We start from the raw sequence: 18,063 nt of genomic DNA on the forward strand, positions 1-18,063 counted from the left end.
GATCAAGAGCACCCTCTCCCCAGCCCTCTCCCGCAAGCGGGAGAGGGGGCCATTCGTGCCACCGGGGTGTCCGGCGTGGCCGGTGAATCCAATCGCGGACAAGGTCCGCTCCTACGCCCGTGCTTCCTGGAACCGCGGATCTTGTCCGCGATTCGGACTTCCAGAGAAACCTCCGCGCACTCCGAAACGCCCCTTCAGCAGGCCGAGCGAAACCCGCGCTCAGGAGGTCATGCGACATGGATGTCGCGAGAGCCCCGATGGGCTACAGGGACGTACCCTCGGGGCGGGCCTCCGTGGCGGGGGAATTCGCGAGGGTAGCCCGGCTCCATCGGGCCCGTATGTCGGGGCAAGCCTTTTTGGTTCCTTTTGTGGCGTTTGACAAAAGGGACTCGCCCGAGGGGGCGAAACAAGACGGTCGGGCAGACTCGGTGCGGCGCAGAACACCCAGGTCGAAGCAACCGGCTCCCACGGACCACAAGCCACTCAGAATGCCCCTCCCCACCACCCCTGCAAAATGCGCGGCACCTCCACCTGGGTCGTGCAACACGCCCGCATCACAACGCCATCAAACCCTCGCTTTACCCTTTCGAATCAACGGCCTACCACAAGCGCACCGCCTGGTACGGAGCCTGCTTTCCGCTCTTGCGCAATAGATAGACCGAAAGAATGGCGATCCCCATGCCCCGCCGGCCTGCCCCGGCAGAAAATCGAAACTTCGCGCCGTGCGTTCCGGTCCCCCGGAAGAGGCCGCCCGCGAAGGCGACCACCCCATGCGGCCGGCAGGACTGCCCGGCCCACTGCAAAGAGGAAGCGGAAGATGCAAAACCTGCTGGCCGATGCGCGCCTGGAAGACCCCTGCCCACCCGAGCTGCCACCGTTTTCCCTCACGGCGGAAGTCGCGCCCAGGCGCCGCAGGCGGATCCTCTTCGTCACATCGGAACTCACCGACTTCGTCAAGGCCGGCGGCCTGGGCGACGTTTCCGCGGCCCTGCCGCGGGCGCTGCTGGCCGAGCACGACATCCGCGTGCTGGTGCCCGGCTACCGCCAGGTGCTCAAGGGCGCGGTGGCCTGCAAGGTGGTCGGCCACCTGCCGGGGCTGGCCGCGCTGCCGCCCTGCGACATCGGCGAACTGCAGCTGGACGACGGCCTGCGCGTCTACGTGGTGATCTGCCCCGAACTCTACGACCGCGAGGGCACCCCCTACGGCGACGACGCCGGCAACGAATGGCCGGACAACCACATCCGCTTCGCCCGCCTGAGCCTGGCCGCCGCCGACCTGGCCGCAGGGCTGGCCACCCCCGGCTGGTGCCCTGAGCTGCTCCACGTCAACGACTGGCCCAGCGCCCTGGCTCCGGCCTACATGGCCTGGCGCGGCCAGGCCACGCCCAGCCTGCTGACCATCCACAACCTTGGCTACCAGGGCGCCTGCCCGCTGGGCTGCTGCGCCGAACTGGGCCTGCCCGAGCACGCCGGGCTGCCGGAGAGCATGGAATTCTACGGCCGGCTGTCGTTCCTCAAGGCCGGCCTCAACCATGCCAGCCACATCACCACCGTCAGCGAGACCTACGCCCGCGAGATCACCGGCGAAACCTTCGGCTGCGGCCTGCAGGGCGTGCTCGCCCAGCGCCACCGCGAGGGCCGCCTCAGCGGCATCACCCACGGCATCGACGCCAGCTGGGACGCGCGCAGCGACCCGCACCTCGTCGCACGCTTCGACGCCCGCCACCTGCAGGGCAAGCGGCGCAACGCCGAGTACGTCGAGCGCAGCTTCGGCCTGCTGCCCGGGCGCGGCCCGCTGTTCGCTGTGGTCTCGCGCCTGGTGCAGCAGAAAGGCATCGACCTGACCCTGGCCATCGCCGACCGCATGATCGAGGCCGGCGGCCGCCTGGTGGCGATCGGCCGCGGCGAGCCGCCGCTGGAACAGGCCATGGCCCAATTGGCCGAGCGCTACCCCGGCCGCGTGGGCGTGCGTATCGGCTTCGACGAAACCCAGGCGCGGCGTATCTACGCCGCCAGCGACTTCCTGCTGATGCCCTCGCGCTACGAACCCTGCGGGCTGAGCCAGATGTACGCCCAGCGCTTCGGCTCGCTGCCCATCGCCCGCTGCACCGGCGGCCTGGCCGACACCATCGTCGACGGCGTCACCGGCCTGCTGTTCCGCGAGGGCGACGCGGACAGCTACTTCGAGGCGGTGCAGCGCGCGCTGAACATCTACCGCTACCCCGAGCTGCTCAACGCCATGCGCTGCAAGGCCATGGAGGCCCCGCCGTACTGGAGCGAGGCGGCCCGTCCCTACACCCGGCTGTACCGCGACCTGCTCGCGGAGCTGCCCGCGAGCGTGCGCCGATGAGCCGCCAACTGCCCCGCGCCGGCGCCCTGCCGCAGCCCGACGGGCTGACGCGCTTCGCCCTCTGGGCGCCGGACGCGCGCCGGGTGGACCTGCAACTGGGCGACGGCAGCCGCTTGCCCATGCAGGCCCTGGACGACGGCTGGTACAGCCTGGAAATCCCCTGCGCGGCCGGCAGCGCCTACCGCTTCTGCATCGACGAGCGCCTGTCGCTGGCCGACCCCGCCTCGCGGGCCCAGGCCGGCGGCGTGGAAGCCGACAGCCTGGTGCTGGACCACACCGCCTACGCCTGGCAGAGCCGCGAGTGGCGCGGCCGGCCCTGGCACGAGACGGTGCTCTACGAACTGCACGTGGGCCTGTTCGACGGCTTCACCGCCCTGCTCGACTTCCTCCCGGGCCTGGTCGAGCTGGGCGTCACCGCCATCGAGCTGATGCCGCTGGGCGCCTTCCCCGGGCGCCGCAACTGGGGCTACGACGGCGTGCTGCCCTACGCCCCGGCCGCGGCCTACGGCACGCCGGAAAACCTCAAGCGGCTGATCGACCAGGCCCACCTGCTGGGCCTGATGGTCTTCGTCGACGTGGTCTACAACCACTTCGGCCCCCAGGGCAACTACCTGGGTGAGTACGCCTCGGGCTTCTTCGGCGAGCAGCCCACGCCCTGGGGCCACGCCATCGACTTCGCCCGCCCGGCGGTGCGTGAGTTCTTCATCGGCAATGCCGAGATGTGGGTGCGCGACTACCGCGTCGACGGCCTGCGCCTGGACGCCGTGCACGCCATCGCCGACAAGGATTTCCTGGTCGAGCTGGCCGGGCGCGCCCGCGCCGCCGCCCAGGGCCGCCACCTGCATCTGGTGCTGGAGAACGAGGACAACCAGGCGAGCCTGCTGCGCAAGGGCTTCGACGCCCAGTGGAACGACGACCTGCACCACGTGCTGCACCACCTGCTGACCGGCGAGCGCGAGGGCTACTACGCCGACTACGCCGAGGCCACCACCGCCAAGCTGTGCGCCTGCCTGGGCGAAGGCTTCGTCTTCCAGGGCCAGCGCGACCATCGCGGGCGGGCGCGCGGCGAGCCCAGCGCGGACCTCTCGCCGCTGGCCTTCGTGGCCTTCCTGCAGAACCACGACCAGGTCGGCAACCGTGCCCTGGGCGAACGCCTGGTCGCCCTGAGCCGCCCCGAGCGCCTGCGCGTGGCGGTGGCCCTGGTGCTGCTGGCGCCCATGGTGCCGATGCTGTTCATGGGCGAGGAATGGGGCGAGCGCAACCCCTTCCTGTACTTCACCGACTACCAGGGCGAGCTGGCCAAGGCGGTCAGCGACGGGCGGCGCCAGGAGTTCGCCGCCTTCGGCCGCTTCTCCGGCGCCATCCCCGAGCCCAACGACTACGAGACCTTCGTCGCCTCGCGGCCGCGCCCGGAGCACGCCGACGGCAACTGGCGCGCCCACTACCGGCGCCTGCTGGAGCTGCGCCACGCCTGGCTCATCCCGCGCCTGGGCGGCACCCGCGCGCTGGGCGCGGTGCCCCTGGGCGAGGCGGCGGTCAGCGCGCGCTGGCGCCTGGGCGATGGCAGCCTGTGGCGCATCGAACTCAACCTGGGCGGCGAGCAAGTCTTCGTCGAAGCGCCGGCGGCGCAGGCGCAGATCCTCTTCTGCGAAGGCCAGGAAGTCGCCGACTACCGCGCCGGCCGGCTCGCCCCCGGCAGCCTGGCCCTGAGCCTGGAGGAAAGCCCATGAGCGATGCGCTGCTGCGCGACCTGGCCGGCGAAGTGGGCCTGAAGCCCGACTGGGTGGACGCCGACAACCGCCCGCAGCAGGCCGGCCCCGACGTGTTGCGCCAGGTGCTGGAGGCCCTGGGGCTGCCGGCGCAGAGCCCCGAACAGCTGCGCCAGAGCCTCGCCCTGGTGCGCCAGGAGCGCGCCGCGCCGCCGTCGCTGCTGACCCTCGACCAGGGCCGGCCGCTGCGGTTGGATCGCCTGGCCAGGCCCAACGAGGCCTTCCGGCTGATCCCCGAGCGCGGCGAAGACATCGAAGGACGCCTGGACGAAGCCACCGCCCTGCCCCCGCTGGCGCAATGCGGCTACTACCGCCTGCAACTGGCCGAGCGCGAACTGACTCTGGCCGTCGCCCCGCCGCGCTGCCCCCAGGTGCCGGAACTGTGCGGCGGGCGCCGGCGCGCCTGGGGCCTGGCGGCGCAGCTGTACGCCCTGCGCGAGCCCGGCGACGGCGGCCTGGGCGACCTCGCCGCGCTGGAGGCCCTGGCCCGCAGCGCCGCCGCCAAGGGCGCCGACGCCCTGGCCATCAGCCCGCTGCACGCCATGTTCGCCGCCGCCCGCCAGGCCTACAGCCCCTACTCGCCGTCCAGCCGGCTGTTCTTCAACGAACTGCACGCCGCGCCGCGCCAGGTGTTCGGCCAGGCCGCGGTGGACCGGGCCATCGCCGAGGCCGGGCTCGCCGGGGAACTGCACGAACTGGAAAGCCTGCCCCTGGTGGACTGGCCAGGCAGCGCCCGGGCCCGCGAACGCCTGCTGCGCCAGCTGCACGCCAGCTTCGCCCGGGCCGACGCCGGCCTGCGCCGCGACTTCCAGCGCTTCCGCCGCGACGGCGGCGAGGCCCTGCTGCAGCACTGCTGTTTCCAGGCCCTGCAACGCCGGCGCGACGAAGCCGGCGACGGCCTGGACTGGCGCCACTGGCCGGCGGCCTATGGCCGCCCGGAGGCCGAGGGCGTGCGCCGGTTCCTGCTCGAACAGCCGGAGGAAATCGACTTCCAGCAGTTCTGCCAGTGGCTGCTGGCGCGCAGCCTGCAATACACCCAGCGGGCCGCGCGCGACGCCGGCATGGGCATCGGCCTGATCGCCGACCTGGCGGTGGGCGCCGACCCGCGCGGCAGCCAGGCCTGGATGCGCCAGGACGAACTGCTGGCCGGGGTCAGCGTCGGCGCCCCGCCCGACGTGCTCAACCGCGCCGGGCAGAACTGGGGCATCTGCGCCTTCTCGCCCCACGGCCTGCGCCTGCACGGCTACCGCGCCTTCATCGAGATGCTGCGGGCCAACCTGCGCTACCCCGGCGGCCTGCGCATCGACCACGTGCTGGGGCTGCGCCGCCTCTGGGTGATCCCCGAGGGCGCGCCGCCGCAGGCCGGCGCCTACCTGGAATACCCGCTGGACGACCTGCTCCGGCTCATCTGCCTGGAAGCCTGGCAGGCGCGGGCGCTGATCGTCGGCGAAGACCTCGGCACCATCCCCGAGGGCCTGCGCGAGCGCCTCGCCGAACACGGCATCCTGGGCATGCGGGTGCTGCTCTTCGAACAGGCCGGCGGCCACTTCCACGCCCCGCGGCAGTGGTCCGCCGAGGCCCTGGCCACCACCAGCACCCACGACCTGCCGAGCCTCGAAGGCTGGCGCCAGGGCCACGACATCGACTGGCGCGAACGCCTGGGCCAGCGCAGCGGGGAGCAGGCCCGGCAGGACCGCGAGGAACGCCAGCGCGAGGTCCAGGGCCTGGCCCGGGCGCTGGACGAGGACGGCATCGGTCGCGAAGCGCTGGATGGCGCCATCGAGTTCGTCGGCCGCACCCCGGCGCCACTGGTGCTGCTGCCCCTTGAGGACGCCCTGGGCAGCGTCGAGCAGCCCAACCTGCCCGGCCCCGGCGACGAGCACCCGAACTGGCGCCGGCGCTACCCGGCGCAGGCCGGGCAGATGCTCGACATCCCCGCGGTGGACACACGCCTGCAGCGGCTGGACCAGGCGCGCCGGGAGGGCGAGCGATGAACGCCATCCGCGCCACCCTGCGCCTGCAGTTCAACCGCGACTTCACCCTGGACGACGCCCTGCCCTGGCTGGACTACTTCGCCGAGCTGGGCATCAGCCACCTCTACGCCTCGCCGCTGCTCACCGCCCAGCCCGGCTCCGGCCACGGCTACGACGTGGTCGACCCCACCCGCATCAACCCCGAGCTGGGCGGCGAGGCGGCCCTGCGCCGGCTGGTCGGCGGCCTGCGCCTGCGCGGCATGGGGCTGATCGTCGACAGCGTGGCCAACCACATGCGCATCGGCCAGGCCAACCCCTGGTGGCAGGACGTGCTCAAGTGGGGCCTGGCCAGCCCCTACGCGCACTTCTTCGACATCCACTGGCGCAGCGACGACCCGCTGCTCGATCGCCAGGTGCTGCTGCCCTGCCTGGGCGGCGACTACCTCGACGAGTTGCAGGCCGGGCGCATCCGCCTGGGCTTCGCCGAGCACGCCGGCTGCTTCCAGCTGCACTATGGCGAGCACTGCTTCCCGGTGTGCCCGGCCACCTACGGCATGATCCTGGTGCACGCCGAAGAGGGCCCGCTGTACGAATTGGCGCCGCGCTTCACCGAGCTGCGCGGCCACCCCCAGGCCCGCGTCCTGGCCACCGCCCTGTGTCGGCGCCTGGCCGCGCTGCTGGGCGATGCGGCCCTGCGCGAACGCCTGCTGGGCTTCTACCGGGTGAACGAAGGCCGGGACTGGCGCCCCCTGCACCGCCTGCTGGAACACCAGCACTACCGCCTGGCCAACTGGCGGGTGGCGGCCGACGACATCAACTGGCGGCGCTTCTTCGACATCAACGAACTGGTCGGCCTGCGCGTGGAGCTGCCGGACGTGTTCGGCGCCTGCCACGCCTACCTCCTGCAACTGATGCAGGAAGGCCTGGTGGATGGCCTGCGCATCGACCACGTCGACGGCCTGGCCGACCCGCGCGGCTACTGCCGGCGCCTGCGCCGCGCCTTTTGCGACGGCGCCGCGCCGCTGTACGTGGAAAAGATCCTCGCCCCCGGCGAACACCTGCCGGCGGACTGGCAGGCGGACGGCACCAGCGGCTACGACTTCATGAACCAGGTGTCGCTGCTGCAGCACGACCCGCGCGGCGAAATCCCCTTGCGCGCGCTCTGGGAGCAGGCCAGCGGCCGCCGCCAGGGCTTCGACGAAGAGCGCCTGGCGGCCCGCGAATGGGTGCTGCGCGGCGCCTTCGCCGGCGACCTCGAAGGCATGGCCCAGCAGCTCTGGCAGCTGGCGCGCACCGACCTGGCCAGCCGCGACCTGCCGCTGGGCTCCATCCGCCGCGCACTGTTCCAGCTGCTGCGGGCCTTTCCGGTGTACCGCAGCTACGCCGGCGCCTGCGGCCGCTCCGCGCAGGACCGGCGCTACTTCGAACAGGCCCGCGCGCTGGCGGCCGAACGGCTGGACGAACACGACCGCCGCACCCTGGCCTGGCTCGACCGGGTGCTGGGCGGCGAGCCGCTGCGCGCGGTGCCGCCCGGGCCGCTGCGGCAGAAGCGCCGGCAGGTGCTGGCGCGCTTCCAGCAGCTGACCCCGCCCATCGCCGCCAAGGCCCTGGAAGACACCGCCTGCTACCGCCACGCCGCAGCCCTGGGGCGCAACGACGTGGGCTTCGACCCGCAGCGCCTGGCGGCCCCGCCGGCGGACTTCCACGCCGCCTGCCAGGCGCGCCTGGCCCAGTTCCCCCGCGCCCTGCTGGCCACCGCCACCCACGACCACAAGCGCGGCGAGGACTGCCGCGCCCGCCTGGCCGCGCTGAGCGAGCGCGCGCCCTGGTTCGCCGAACAGGTGGCGCAGTGGCGGCCCCTGGCCGCGGCCCTGCGCCACCCCGAAACGCCCCACGCGCCCAGCGGCGGCGACGAACTGATCCTCTACCAATGCCTGCTGGCCAGCTGGCCCCACGACCTGGCCGAAGACGACGCCGAGGGGCTGCGCGCCTACCACGCGCGCATCGCCCAATGGCAACTCAAGGCCCTGCGCGAAGCCAAGCTGGAAACCGACTGGAGTGCGCCGGTGCAGGCCTATGAAAGGGCCTGCGCGGACTTCCTCGACGCCCTGCTCCTGCAACCCGCCGGCCAGGCGCTGCGCCAGGCCATTGCCGCGGCGGCCCGGGCGCTGATGCCCGCCGGCGCCCTCAACGGCCTGGCGCAGTGCCTGCTGCGCTGCACCACCCCGGGCGTGCCGGACCTGTACCAGGGCTGCGAGTTCTGGGACTTCAGCCTGGTGGACCCGGACAACCGCCGCACGCCGGACTACGCCCGGCGCCAGGCCGCCCTGCAGGCGCAGCCGGACTGGCCGCAGCTGCTGCAGCACTGGCGCGACGGACGCATCAAGCAGGCCCTGCTGCGCCTGGCCCTGCAACTACGCCGGCGCTGGCCGCAGCTGTTCAGCCACGGCAGCTACCAGCCGCTCGAACTGCACGGCGAGCACGCCGATTGCCTTTTCGGCTTCCTGCGCAGCCAGGCCGGCCGGCACCTGCTGGTGCTGGTGCCGCGGCTGTGCGCGGGCCTGCTGGAAGACAGGCCGCAGGTGCCGCCCGAACGCTGGGACGACACCCGAATGCGCCTGCCCGCCGAACTGGCCGGCCGCCAATGGCAGGGCCTGGCCGCCGGCCATCGGGACGACCACGGCGAACTGGCGGTGGCCGAAGTGCTGGGCGAACTGCCGGTCAACCTGCTGATCAGCGTCGACGAGCACCAGGAGGCAAGCCCATGAAGATCGACGAAGCGCGCGTCCGCGAACTGGCCCACCAGATATGGGAATCCGAGGGCCGCCCCGAAGGCCAGGCCGAGCGCCACTGGCGCATGGCCCGCAGCCTGGCCGAGGCCGAGCAGGCACAGCTCGCCCAGCGCGAGCCTCCTGGCGAGCCGCCGGAGAAACCGGCGCTGCTGCAGAAACCGCCACGGCGCAAGGGCAAGCTGCCCGCCGCCGATCCCGAGCGCCCTGACGAGGGCTGATCCCATGCACTCGCCCCGAACCACCGGCCAGCAGAGGAAACCCCCATGAGCAAACGCTCGCACTCGCGAGTCACCGAGGGCCGCCCCTTCCCCCTGGGCGCCACCTGGGACGGCCTGGGCGTCAACTTCGCCCTGTTCTCGGCCCATGCCACCCGCGTCGAACTGTGCCTGTTCGACGCCAGCGGCAAGCGCGAACTGGAACGCATCGAGCTGCCCGAGTACAGCGACGAGATCTGGCACGGCTACCTGCCCGACGCCCACCCCGGGCAGATCTACGGCTACCGCGTGCACGGCCCCTTCGAACCGGACGCCGGGCACCGCTTCAACCCCAACAAGCTGCTGATCGACCCCTACGCCCGCCAACTGGTGGGCCAGCTGCGCTGGTCCGAGGCGCTGTTCGGCTACACCATCGGCTCGGCCGACGCCGACCTGAGCTTCGACACCCGCGACAGCGCGCCCTTCGTGCCCAGGTGCAAGGTCATCGACCCGGCCTTCACCTGGGGCGAGCAGCAGTTCACCCGCATCCCCTGGGACGAGACGCTGATCTACGAGGCGCACCTGCGCGGCATCAGCATGCGCCACCCGGCGGTGCCCGAGCGCCTGCGCGGCACCTGCGCCGGGCTGATGAACGCCGAGCTGATCAAGCACCTGCGCCACCTGGGCATCAGCAGCCTGGAGCTGCTGCCGGTGCACGGCTTCGTCGACGACAAGCACCTGCTGGAAAAGGGCATGAGCAACTACTGGGGCTACAACAGCATCGCCTTCTTCGCGCCCCACGCCCGCTACCTGGCCAGCGGCCATGTCAACGAGTTCAAGGAGATGGTCGCGCACCTGCACGACGCCGGCATCGAGCTGATCCTCGACGTGGTCTACAACCACACCGCCGAGGGCAACGAACTGGGCCCGACGCTGAGCATGCGCGGCATCGACAACGTCTCCTACTACCGCCTGCAGGCCGACGACCGGCGCTACTACGTCAACGACTCCGGCACCGGCAACACCCTCGACCTCAGTCACCCCTGCGTGCTGCAGATGGTCACCGACTCGCTGCGCTACTGGGCCACGGAAATGCGCGTGGACGGCTTCCGCTTCGACCTGGCGTCCATCCTCGGCCGCTACGCCGAAGGCTTCGACGAGCGCCACAGCTTCCTGGTGGCCTGCCGCCAGGATCCGGTGCTCAGCCACCGCAAGCTGATCGCCGAACCCTGGGACTGCGGCCCCGGCGGCTACCAGGTGGGCCGCTTCCCGCCCGGCTGGGTGGAGTGGAACGACCGCTTCCGCGACACCGTGCGCAGCTACTGGCGCGGCGACGAGGGCCAGCTGCCGGACCTGGCGCGGCGCCTCACCGCCTCCGGCGACCTGTACAACCACCGCGGCCGGCGGCCCTACGCCTCGGTCAACTTCATCACCGCCCACGACGGCTTCACCCTGCGCGACGTGGTGTCCTACGACCACAAGCACAACGAGGCCAACGGCGAGGACAACCGCGACGGCCACGACGACAACCGCTCCTGGAACCACGGCGAGGAAGGCCCCACGGGCGATGCGGCGATCCGCCGGCTGCGCCTGCGGCAGATGTGCAACCTGATGGCCACCCTGCTGCTGTCCCAGGGCACCCCCATGCTGCTGGCGGGCGATGAGTTCAGCCGCACCCAGCAGGGCAACAACAACGTCTACTGCCAGGACAACGAACTGGGCTGGATCGACTGGAACCTCGACGACGAGGGCCGCCAGCTGCTGGCCTTCACCCGCTACCTGATCCGCCTGCGGCGGCGCTACCCGATCCTGCGCCGCGGGCGCTTCCTGGTCGGCGAGTACAACGCCGAGCTGGGGGTGAAGGACGTGACCTGGCTGGCCCCCGACGGCCGCGAGATGACCCAGGAGGACTGGGAAACGCCCCAGGCCCGCTGCCTGGGCATGCTCCTCGACGGCCGCGCGCAGCCCACCGGCATCCGCCGCAGCGGCGCCGATGCCACCCTGCTGCTGTTGCTCAATGCCCACCATGAGGCGCTGCAGTTCCAGCTACCCGGCGTGGCCCAGGGGCGCGACTGGCAGTGCCTGCTGGACACCATGGCCGATCCGCCGGCGCTGGACGACGGGCTGGTGCACGGGTTCGATGCGGCCTTCGAGATGGGGCCGCGGTCGTTGGCGTTGTTCGTGTTGCGCAAGGATGGGGATGGCTGAAGGGGCCGCGAGGGCAGCCCGGAGCGCGCGGAAACGGAAGCTTCGGGTTCGGATCCGGCGCGCCCTATGGCCAAGGCCAGGCGGCGGATAACCGCGAACGGTTATGCGCCCTACGATCACCGGCTGACGCTGCGTTATCCAGCCACGCCGAACGGCCCCCTCTCCCTCCGGGAGAGGGCTGGGGTGAGGGTGCTCTTGACCCCGGCACCTACCTCCGGCAAACACACCCGTAGGATGGGTTGAGCGAAGCGATACCCATCACCGCGGCTTCGTAGAGCGAACGCCGTCTGCGATTGGCCTCCTGGTCCAGCCCGGAGCGCGCGGAAACGGAAGCTTCGGGTTCGGATCCGGCGCGCCCTATGGCCAAGGCCAGGCGGCGGATAACCGCGAACGGTTATGCGCCCTACGATCACCGGCTGACGCTGCGTTATCCAGCCACGCCGAACGGCCCCCTCTCCCTCCGGGAGAGGGCTGGGGTGAGGGTGCTCTTGACCCCGGCACCTACCTCCCCGGCAAACACACCCGTAGGATGGGTTGAGCGAAGCGATACCCATCACCACGGCTTCGTAGAGCGAACGCCGCCTGCGACTGGCCTCCTGGTCCAGCCCGGAGCGCGCGGAAACGGAAGCTTCGGGTTCGGATCCGGCGCGCCCTATGGCCAAGGCCAGGCGGCGGATAACCGCGAACGGTTATGCGCCCTACGATCACCGGCTGACGCTGCATTATTCAGCCACGCCGAACGGCCCCCTCTCCCTCCGGGAGAGGGCTGGGGTGAGGGTGCTCTTGACCCCGGCACCTACCTCCCCGGCAAACACACCCGTAGGATGGGTTGAGCGAAGCGATACCCATCACCATGACCGCATGGGTTTCGCAAGCTCAACCCATCCTACGAAAAGCACTTCGCAAGACACGCCGCGATTGGACTCGCAGGCTGACGCTGCGTTATCCGCCCATTCCACCCCGCCCCCAAACAATCCATGAAATCCGCCTGAACGGTGCCCCCACCGCCCAGTCGGAAGCTATAGGCGTCCGCGAAGGCGCCCCAACCGCAACCGCTACGGAGGACAGCATGAAAATCAGCGAAATCATGACGCGCAACGTCCAGACCACCGCCCCCGACACCCCGCTGCACCAGGCGGCCGCGGCCATGGCGCGGATCGACAGCGGCGCGCTGCTGGTCAACGACGGCGACCGCCTGGTGGGCATGGTCACCGACCGCGACATCGTCATCCGCGCGGTGGCCGCCGGCCTGGGCGTGAATACCCCGGTGGCGCGGGTGATGAGCGGCGACATCCACTACTGCTTCGAGGACGAGGACGTGCAGCACGTGGCCAGCAACATGGCGCAGATCCAGATGCGCCGGCTGCCGGTGCTCAGCCGCGAGAAGCGCCTGGTGGGCGTGGTCTCCCTCGGCAACATCGCCGCCTGCCGCGATGCCAAGGCCAGCGACACCGTGCTGCGCGGCGTGGCCCAGGCCCACTGAGCTTCCCCTGGCCACGGCGCCGCCCGGGCCGTGGCCGGCCGGATAGCGGGGAGAACGACATGAAAGCTGTAGTATTCCACGACGTTGGCGACATCCGCCTGGACGAAGTCCCGGAGCCGACGCTGCGCCAGCCCAACGACGCCATCGTGCGCCTCACCGCCTCGGCGATCTGCGGCACCGACCTGCACTTCGTGCGCGGCAGCGTGGGCGGTATGAAGCCCGGCACCATCCTCGGCCACGAGGGCGTGGGCATAGTCGAGGAGTTGGGCGACGAGGTGCGCAACCTGCAGGTGGGCGACCGGGTGGTGATCCCCTCCACCATCGCCTGCGGCAACTGCGTGTACTGCCGCGCCGGCTACTACGCCCAGTGCGACCTCGCCAACCCCGGCGGCCAGCGCGCCGGCACCGCCTTCTTCGGCGGCCCCGAGGCCAACGGCGCCTTCCACGGGCTGCAGGCCGAGAAGGCGCGCATCCCCTACGCCAACATCGGGCTGATCCGCCTGCCCTCGCAGATCGGCGACGACCAGGCGATCCTGCTCTCGGACATCTTCCCCACCGGCTGGTTCGGCGCCGAGCTGGCCGAGGTGGGCATCGGCGACACCGTGGCGGTGTTCGGCTGCGGCCCGGTGGGCCAGTTCGCCATCGCCAGCGCGCTGCTCAAGGGCGCCGCGCGGGTGTTCGCCGTCGACCGCCACCCCGACCGCCTGCACATGGCCCGCCAGCAGGGCGCGGAGGTCATCGACTTCGAACGCGAGGACCCGGTGCAGGCGCTGCTCTGGCTCACCGACGGCATCGGCGTGGACCGCGCCATCGACGCCGTCGGGGTGGACGCCGAGCGCAGCCACGGCGAAGTCACCCCGGCCCCCGGCGCAGGCCACGAGACGCCCTGGACGCCGGGCAACGCGCCGGCCCAGGTACTCGACTGGGCGGTGGCCGGGCTGGCCAAGGCCGGCACCCTGGGCATCATCGGCGTGTACGGGCCGGACTCGCGGACCTTCCCCATCGGCATTGCGATGAACCGTAACCTGACGCTGAAGATGGGCAACTGCCACCACCGCAAGTACATCCCGCAGCTGATCGAACTGGTGCTCGGCGGGCGCATCGACCCGGCCAAGGTGCTCACCCAGGTCAAGCCCATCAGCGACGCCATCGCCGCCTTCGAGGCTTTCGACCAGCGCCAGACCGGCTGGGTGAAGGTGGAGCTGCAGCCGCAGCGCCAACATGCCGCCGAGGGCGACGAGGAACACGTCCGCCCGCCGGCGCCGCCCACCGCGGAGTGACGCCATGGGTACGGACGGCCTGTACATCGGTATTTCCGGCTGGCGCTACGTTCCCTGGCGCGGCGAGTTCTACCCCAGGGGCCTGCCCCAGCGCGAGGAGCTGCGCTACGCCGCCCATGCCTTCGCCAGCATCGAGCTGAACGGCTCCTTCTACGGCCTGCAGACGCCCGGCCGCTACCGCCAGTGGAAGGCGCAGACGCCCGTGGGCTTTCGCTTCAGCGTCAAGGGCCCGCGCTTCATCACCCACCTGCGGCGCCTGCGCGAGCCGCAGCAGGGGCTGGCCAACTTCTTCGCCTCCGGCCCGCTGGAGCTGGACGACAAGCTCGGCGCCTTCCTCTGGCAGTTGCCGCCCAGCCTGGCCTACGACGGCGAGCTGCTGGAGGCCTTCCTCGCCCTGCTGCCGCGCGACAGCCATGCGGCGGCCGAACTGGCCGGCGCGGCGGACGCGCGCCTGCGCCACGAGGCGCCTTCGCCCGGCCGGCGCTTCGCCCTGCGCCATGCCCTGGAGGTGCGCCACAAGAGCTTCTGCAGCGCCGAGTTCACCGACCAGTTGCGCCGGCACGGCGTGGCCCTGGTGATGGCCGACGCGCCCTCGAAGTGGCCCTACGCGGAGGACCTCACCGCCCCGGATTTCACCTACCTGCGCCTGCACGGCGCCGAGCAGTTGTACGCCAGCGGCTATGGCGAGGCGGCGCTGCGCCGCTGGAGCGAGCGCATCCGCCTGTGGCGCAACGGCCTACAGCCCGCCGACGCCGAGCTGATCGACGCGGACAAGCGCGGCGACCGCCGGCACCGCGAGCTGTACTGCTATTTCGACAACGACATCAAGGTGCGCGCGCCCTTCGATGCCTTCCGCCTCATGCAGCTGCTCGACGTGCGCCTGCCGCAGCAGCAGGTGCCGGGCGAACCGGCGGAGGACTGGACATGAACCAGCCGGCCAACACCGGCGCCGGCCCGGCGCTGGCCAGCGGCACGTCGCTGCGGGTGCTGACGGTGAACACCCACAAGGGCTTCAACGCCTTCAACCGCCGCTTCATCCTCCACGAACTGCGCGAGGCGGTGCGCGGCACCGCGGCCGACCTGGTGTTCCTCCAGGAAGTGCACGGCGAGCACCAGTTGCACGCCGGGCGCCACCCCGGCTGGCCGGCCAAGCCGCACTACGAGTTCCTTGCCGACAGCATGTGGCCGGCCTTCGCCTACGGGCGCAACGCGGTGTACCCCGAGGGCCACCACGGCAACGCCCTGCTCTCGCGCTACCCGATCATCAGCCACGACAACCACGACATCTCCATCGCCGGCAACGAGGAGCGCGGCCTGCTGCACGCCTGCATCGACCTGCCGGGCAGCGCCCCGCTGCATGCCGTGTGCGTGCACCTGGGCCTGCGCGAGGCGCAGCGGCGGCAGCAACTGACGCTGCTCTGCCGCCTGCTGGAAGGCTTCCCCGCCCAGGCGCCGCTGATCGTCGCCGGCGACTTCAACGACTGGCGCTGCCAGGCCGGCGCCCTGCTCGCCGGTTGCGGGCTGGAGCCGGCCTTCGCCGACAAGGCCGGCGCGCCGCGCAGCTTCCCGGCGCGCTGGCCGCTGCTGCGCCTGGACCGCATCTACCTGCGCAACCTGCGGGTGCGCAGCAGCCAGGTGCTGGGCAGCCGCCCCTGGCCGCACCTGTCCGACCATCTGCCGCTGCTCGCCGAGGTGAGCCCATGAACGAGCGCTGGCACGCGGGCAATCGCATCGAACTGCTGGTCAACGGCGAGGCCTTCTACCCGCGGGTGTTCGAGGCCATCGCCCGGGCCCGGCGCGAGGTGCTGCTGGAAACCTTCATCATCTACGAGGACAAGGTCGGCCTGGCCCTGCGCAAGGCGCTGCTGGCGGCGGCCCGGCGCGGCGTGCGCGTCGAGCTGATCGTCGACGGCTACGGCACCGCCGACCTGGGCCGGGACTACGTGCGCGGCCTGCTGGAGGCCGGGGTGCGCCTGCACCTGTTCGACCCGCGCCCGCGCCTGCTGGGCCTGCGCACCAACCTGTTCCGCCGCTTGCACCGCAAGCTGCTGGTAGTGGACGGCGGCACCGCCTTCGTCGGCGGCATCAACTTCAGCGCCGACCACCTGGCCGACTTCGGCGCCATGGCCAAGCAGGACTACGCGGTGCAGGTGCAGGGCCCGGTGGCCCGGGACATCCGCCAGGCCAGCCTGGCCCTGCTGCACGAGTACGGCAGCGCGCCGGCTTGGGTGCCGCCCAGCCTGCCGCCGCTGGCCGGCCAGGCCCGCGCCTGCCTGGTGTTGCGCGACAACGGCCCGCGCAGCACGGCCATCGAGCAGCACTACCTGGCGGCGATCCAGGGCGCGCGGCAACGGCTGACCATCGCCAACGCCTACTTCTTCCCCGGCTACCGCCTGCTGCGGGCGCTGCGCCAGGCCGCGCAGCGTGGGGTGAAGGTGCGCCTGATCCTCCAGGGCCTGCCGGACATGCCGCTGGTGCGCCTGTGCAGCAAGCTGCTCTACGACACCCTGCTGCGCGACGGCGTGGAGATCTACGAGTACTGCGACCGCCCGCTGCACGGCAAGGTGGCGGTGGCCGACGGGCGCTGGGCCACGGTGGGGTCGAGCAACCTGGACCCGCTGAGCCTGTCGCTGAACCTGGAAGGCAACCTGATGATCGACGACGCGCGCTTCGCCGACGAACTGCAGGCGCACCTGGACGCCCTGGCCCGCGACAACTGCCGGCGCATCACCCGCAAGGTGGCGCGCCGCGGCTACTGGTGGCGCGCGCCCCTGGTGTTCCTCAGCTTCCACTTCCTGCGGCATTTCCCGGCCATCGCCGGGCAGTTGCCGGCGCACCGCCAGCGCCTGCGCTCGCCGCGGGGCCTGGAAGGCGAACCGGCGGCGGACGCCCCGCGGGTGCGCCCATGAACGCCGCCGCGCCGCGGGAGAAGCACAGGCGCGCCTGGAAGCTGGCCCGGCGCGGCTTCTCCATCGCCCTGCTGGCGCTGCTGCCGGTGCTGCTGTTCCTGCTGATCCGCGCCACCGACTGGGGGGAAGTATTCCACCTGCTCAGCGAGTACCGCGCCACCACCCTGCTCCTGGGCCTGGGCATCAGCCTGGCCAGCTATGCGGTGTTCAGCAGCTTCGACGTGCTCAGCCGCTACTACATCGGCCACCCGCTGCCGGTGCGGCGGGTGTTTACCGTGGCCTTCGTGTGCAACGCCTTCAACCTCAACCTCAGCTCCTGGGTCGGCGGCGTAGCCCTGCGCTACCGGCTGTACGGCCGCCTGGGCATGAGCGTGGCGGACATCACCCGCATCCTCAGCTTCAGCCTGGTGACCAACTGGTACGGCTACCTGCTGCTGGCCGGCGCGCTGTTCGCCAGCGGCTACCCCGACCTGCCGGACGACTGGTCGGTGGGGCGCAACGGCCTGCGCCTGATCGGCGCGCTGCTGCTGGCCCTGGGCGTGGCCTACCCCCTGGCCTGCCGCTACGCCCGGCGCCGCGCCTGGGGTTGGCGGCAGTTCAGCCTGGCCCTGCCGAGCTGGCGCCTGGCGCTGCTGCAGGGCGCCATGGGGGCGGCCAACTGGTCGCTGATGGCGCTGCTGGTGAGCGTGCTGCTGCCGGACAAGGCCAGCTACACCGAGGTGCTGGCCACCCTGCTGATCAGCAGCATCGCCGGGGTGGTGCTGCACGTGCCGGCGGGCCTGGGCGTGCTGGAGGCGGTGTTCATCGCCATCCTCCACGACCACCTGGGCCGCGGCCCCCTGCTGGCGGCGCTGATCGGTTACCGGGTGCTGTACTTCCTGGTGCCGCTGTTCCTGGCCTGCCTGGTCTACCTGTGGCTGGAGCGCCGGGCACGCCGTCTGCGCCGCCGGCAACGGCGCCTGGCGCGGGCGGGTTGATGGGTATCGCTTCGCTCAACGCCATCCTACGAGGGAATGCCAGGCCTCGCGCAAACCTGTAGGAGCGGGCCCTGCCCGCGATTCGCGCGCAGGGCGCGCTCCTACAGGGGAATGGCGCAGGTGGCGCA

Annotated in this window: 12 protein-coding genes; all 12 read left to right on the forward strand. The window is 71.6% G+C overall.

The annotated features are described in order from the left end of the window. The first annotated feature begins 817 nt into the window (after window positions 1–817). The 12 genes from glgA to PM1_RS17290 all read left to right on the forward strand — a co-directional run bounded on the left by glgA (window position 818) and on the right by PM1_RS17290 (window position 17,935). Window positions 818–2,350: a glycogen synthase GlgA gene (gene glgA, locus PM1_RS17235; RefSeq protein WP_009619836.1), complete on the forward strand. Its 1,533-nt coding sequence runs from the start codon at window positions 818–820 to the stop codon at window positions 2,348–2,350. Beyond that, window positions 2,347–4,080, forward strand: coding sequence for a malto-oligosyltrehalose trehalohydrolase (gene treZ / locus PM1_RS17240; protein WP_009619835.1), 1,734 nt, complete (start codon window positions 2,347–2,349; stop codon window positions 4,078–4,080). Before glgA ends, treZ begins: the two co-directional genes overlap by 4 nt. After that, the gene (gene malQ, locus PM1_RS17245) at window positions 4,077–6,113 is read left to right on the forward strand and encodes a 4-alpha-glucanotransferase (RefSeq protein ID WP_024128383.1); all 2,037 of its coding nucleotides are present in this window, start codon (window positions 4,077–4,079) and stop codon (window positions 6,111–6,113) included. Before treZ ends, malQ begins: the two co-directional genes overlap by 4 nt. Then, window positions 6,110–8,860: a malto-oligosyltrehalose synthase gene (gene treY, locus PM1_RS17250; RefSeq protein WP_009619833.1), complete on the forward strand. Its 2,751-nt coding sequence runs from the start codon at window positions 6,110–6,112 to the stop codon at window positions 8,858–8,860. Before malQ ends, treY begins: the two co-directional genes overlap by 4 nt. Continuing rightward, window positions 8,857–9,102 carry a DUF2934 domain-containing protein gene (locus PM1_RS17255; protein ID WP_009619832.1) on the forward strand — a complete coding sequence of 82 codons (246 nt, stop codon included), beginning with the start codon at window positions 8,857–8,859 and terminating at the stop codon, window positions 9,100–9,102. The genes treY and PM1_RS17255 overlap by 4 nt, the downstream gene beginning before the upstream one ends. Before the next feature lie 45 nt (window positions 9,103–9,147). Further along, window positions 9,148–11,286 carry a glycogen debranching protein GlgX gene (gene glgX, locus PM1_RS17260; RefSeq protein ID WP_009619831.1) on the forward strand — a complete coding sequence of 713 codons (2,139 nt, stop codon included), beginning with the start codon at window positions 9,148–9,150 and terminating at the stop codon, window positions 11,284–11,286. Between the two features lie 1,069 nt (window positions 11,287–12,355). Further along, entirely contained in the window at window positions 12,356–12,769 is a 414-nt protein-coding gene (locus tag PM1_RS17265; protein ID WP_009619830.1) for a CBS domain-containing protein, read from the forward strand. Window positions 12,770–12,828: 59 nt separating this feature from the next. Then, a complete protein-coding gene (locus PM1_RS17270; RefSeq protein WP_009619829.1) occupies window positions 12,829–14,049 on the forward strand; it encodes a zinc-dependent alcohol dehydrogenase in 1,221 nt (406 codons plus the stop codon). A gap of 4 nt (window positions 14,050–14,053) precedes the next feature. After that, window positions 14,054–14,977 (forward strand): DUF72 domain-containing protein, encoded by a 924-nt coding sequence (locus tag PM1_RS17275; protein WP_009619828.1) that lies wholly within the window; start codon window positions 14,054–14,056, stop codon window positions 14,975–14,977. After that, the gene (locus PM1_RS17280; protein WP_009619826.1) at window positions 14,974–15,753 is read left to right on the forward strand and encodes an endonuclease/exonuclease/phosphatase family protein; all 780 of its coding nucleotides are present in this window, start codon (window positions 14,974–14,976) and stop codon (window positions 15,751–15,753) included. The genes PM1_RS17275 and PM1_RS17280 overlap by 4 nt, the downstream gene beginning before the upstream one ends. Continuing rightward, window positions 15,750–16,958: a cardiolipin synthase ClsB gene (gene clsB / locus PM1_RS17285; RefSeq protein WP_009619825.1), complete on the forward strand. Its 1,209-nt coding sequence runs from the start codon at window positions 15,750–15,752 to the stop codon at window positions 16,956–16,958. Before PM1_RS17280 ends, clsB begins: the two co-directional genes overlap by 4 nt. Continuing rightward, window positions 16,955–17,935: a lysylphosphatidylglycerol synthase domain-containing protein gene (locus tag PM1_RS17290; RefSeq protein ID WP_009619824.1), complete on the forward strand. Its 981-nt coding sequence runs from the start codon at window positions 16,955–16,957 to the stop codon at window positions 17,933–17,935. The genes clsB and PM1_RS17290 overlap by 4 nt, the downstream gene beginning before the upstream one ends. Window positions 17,936–18,063: the final 128 nt, after the last annotated feature.

This window comes from Pseudomonas sp. M1, assembly GCF_022760135.1.
In the GTDB taxonomy this organism is placed as follows: Bacteria; Pseudomonadota; Gammaproteobacteria; order Pseudomonadales; family Pseudomonadaceae; genus Pseudomonas; species Pseudomonas citronellolis.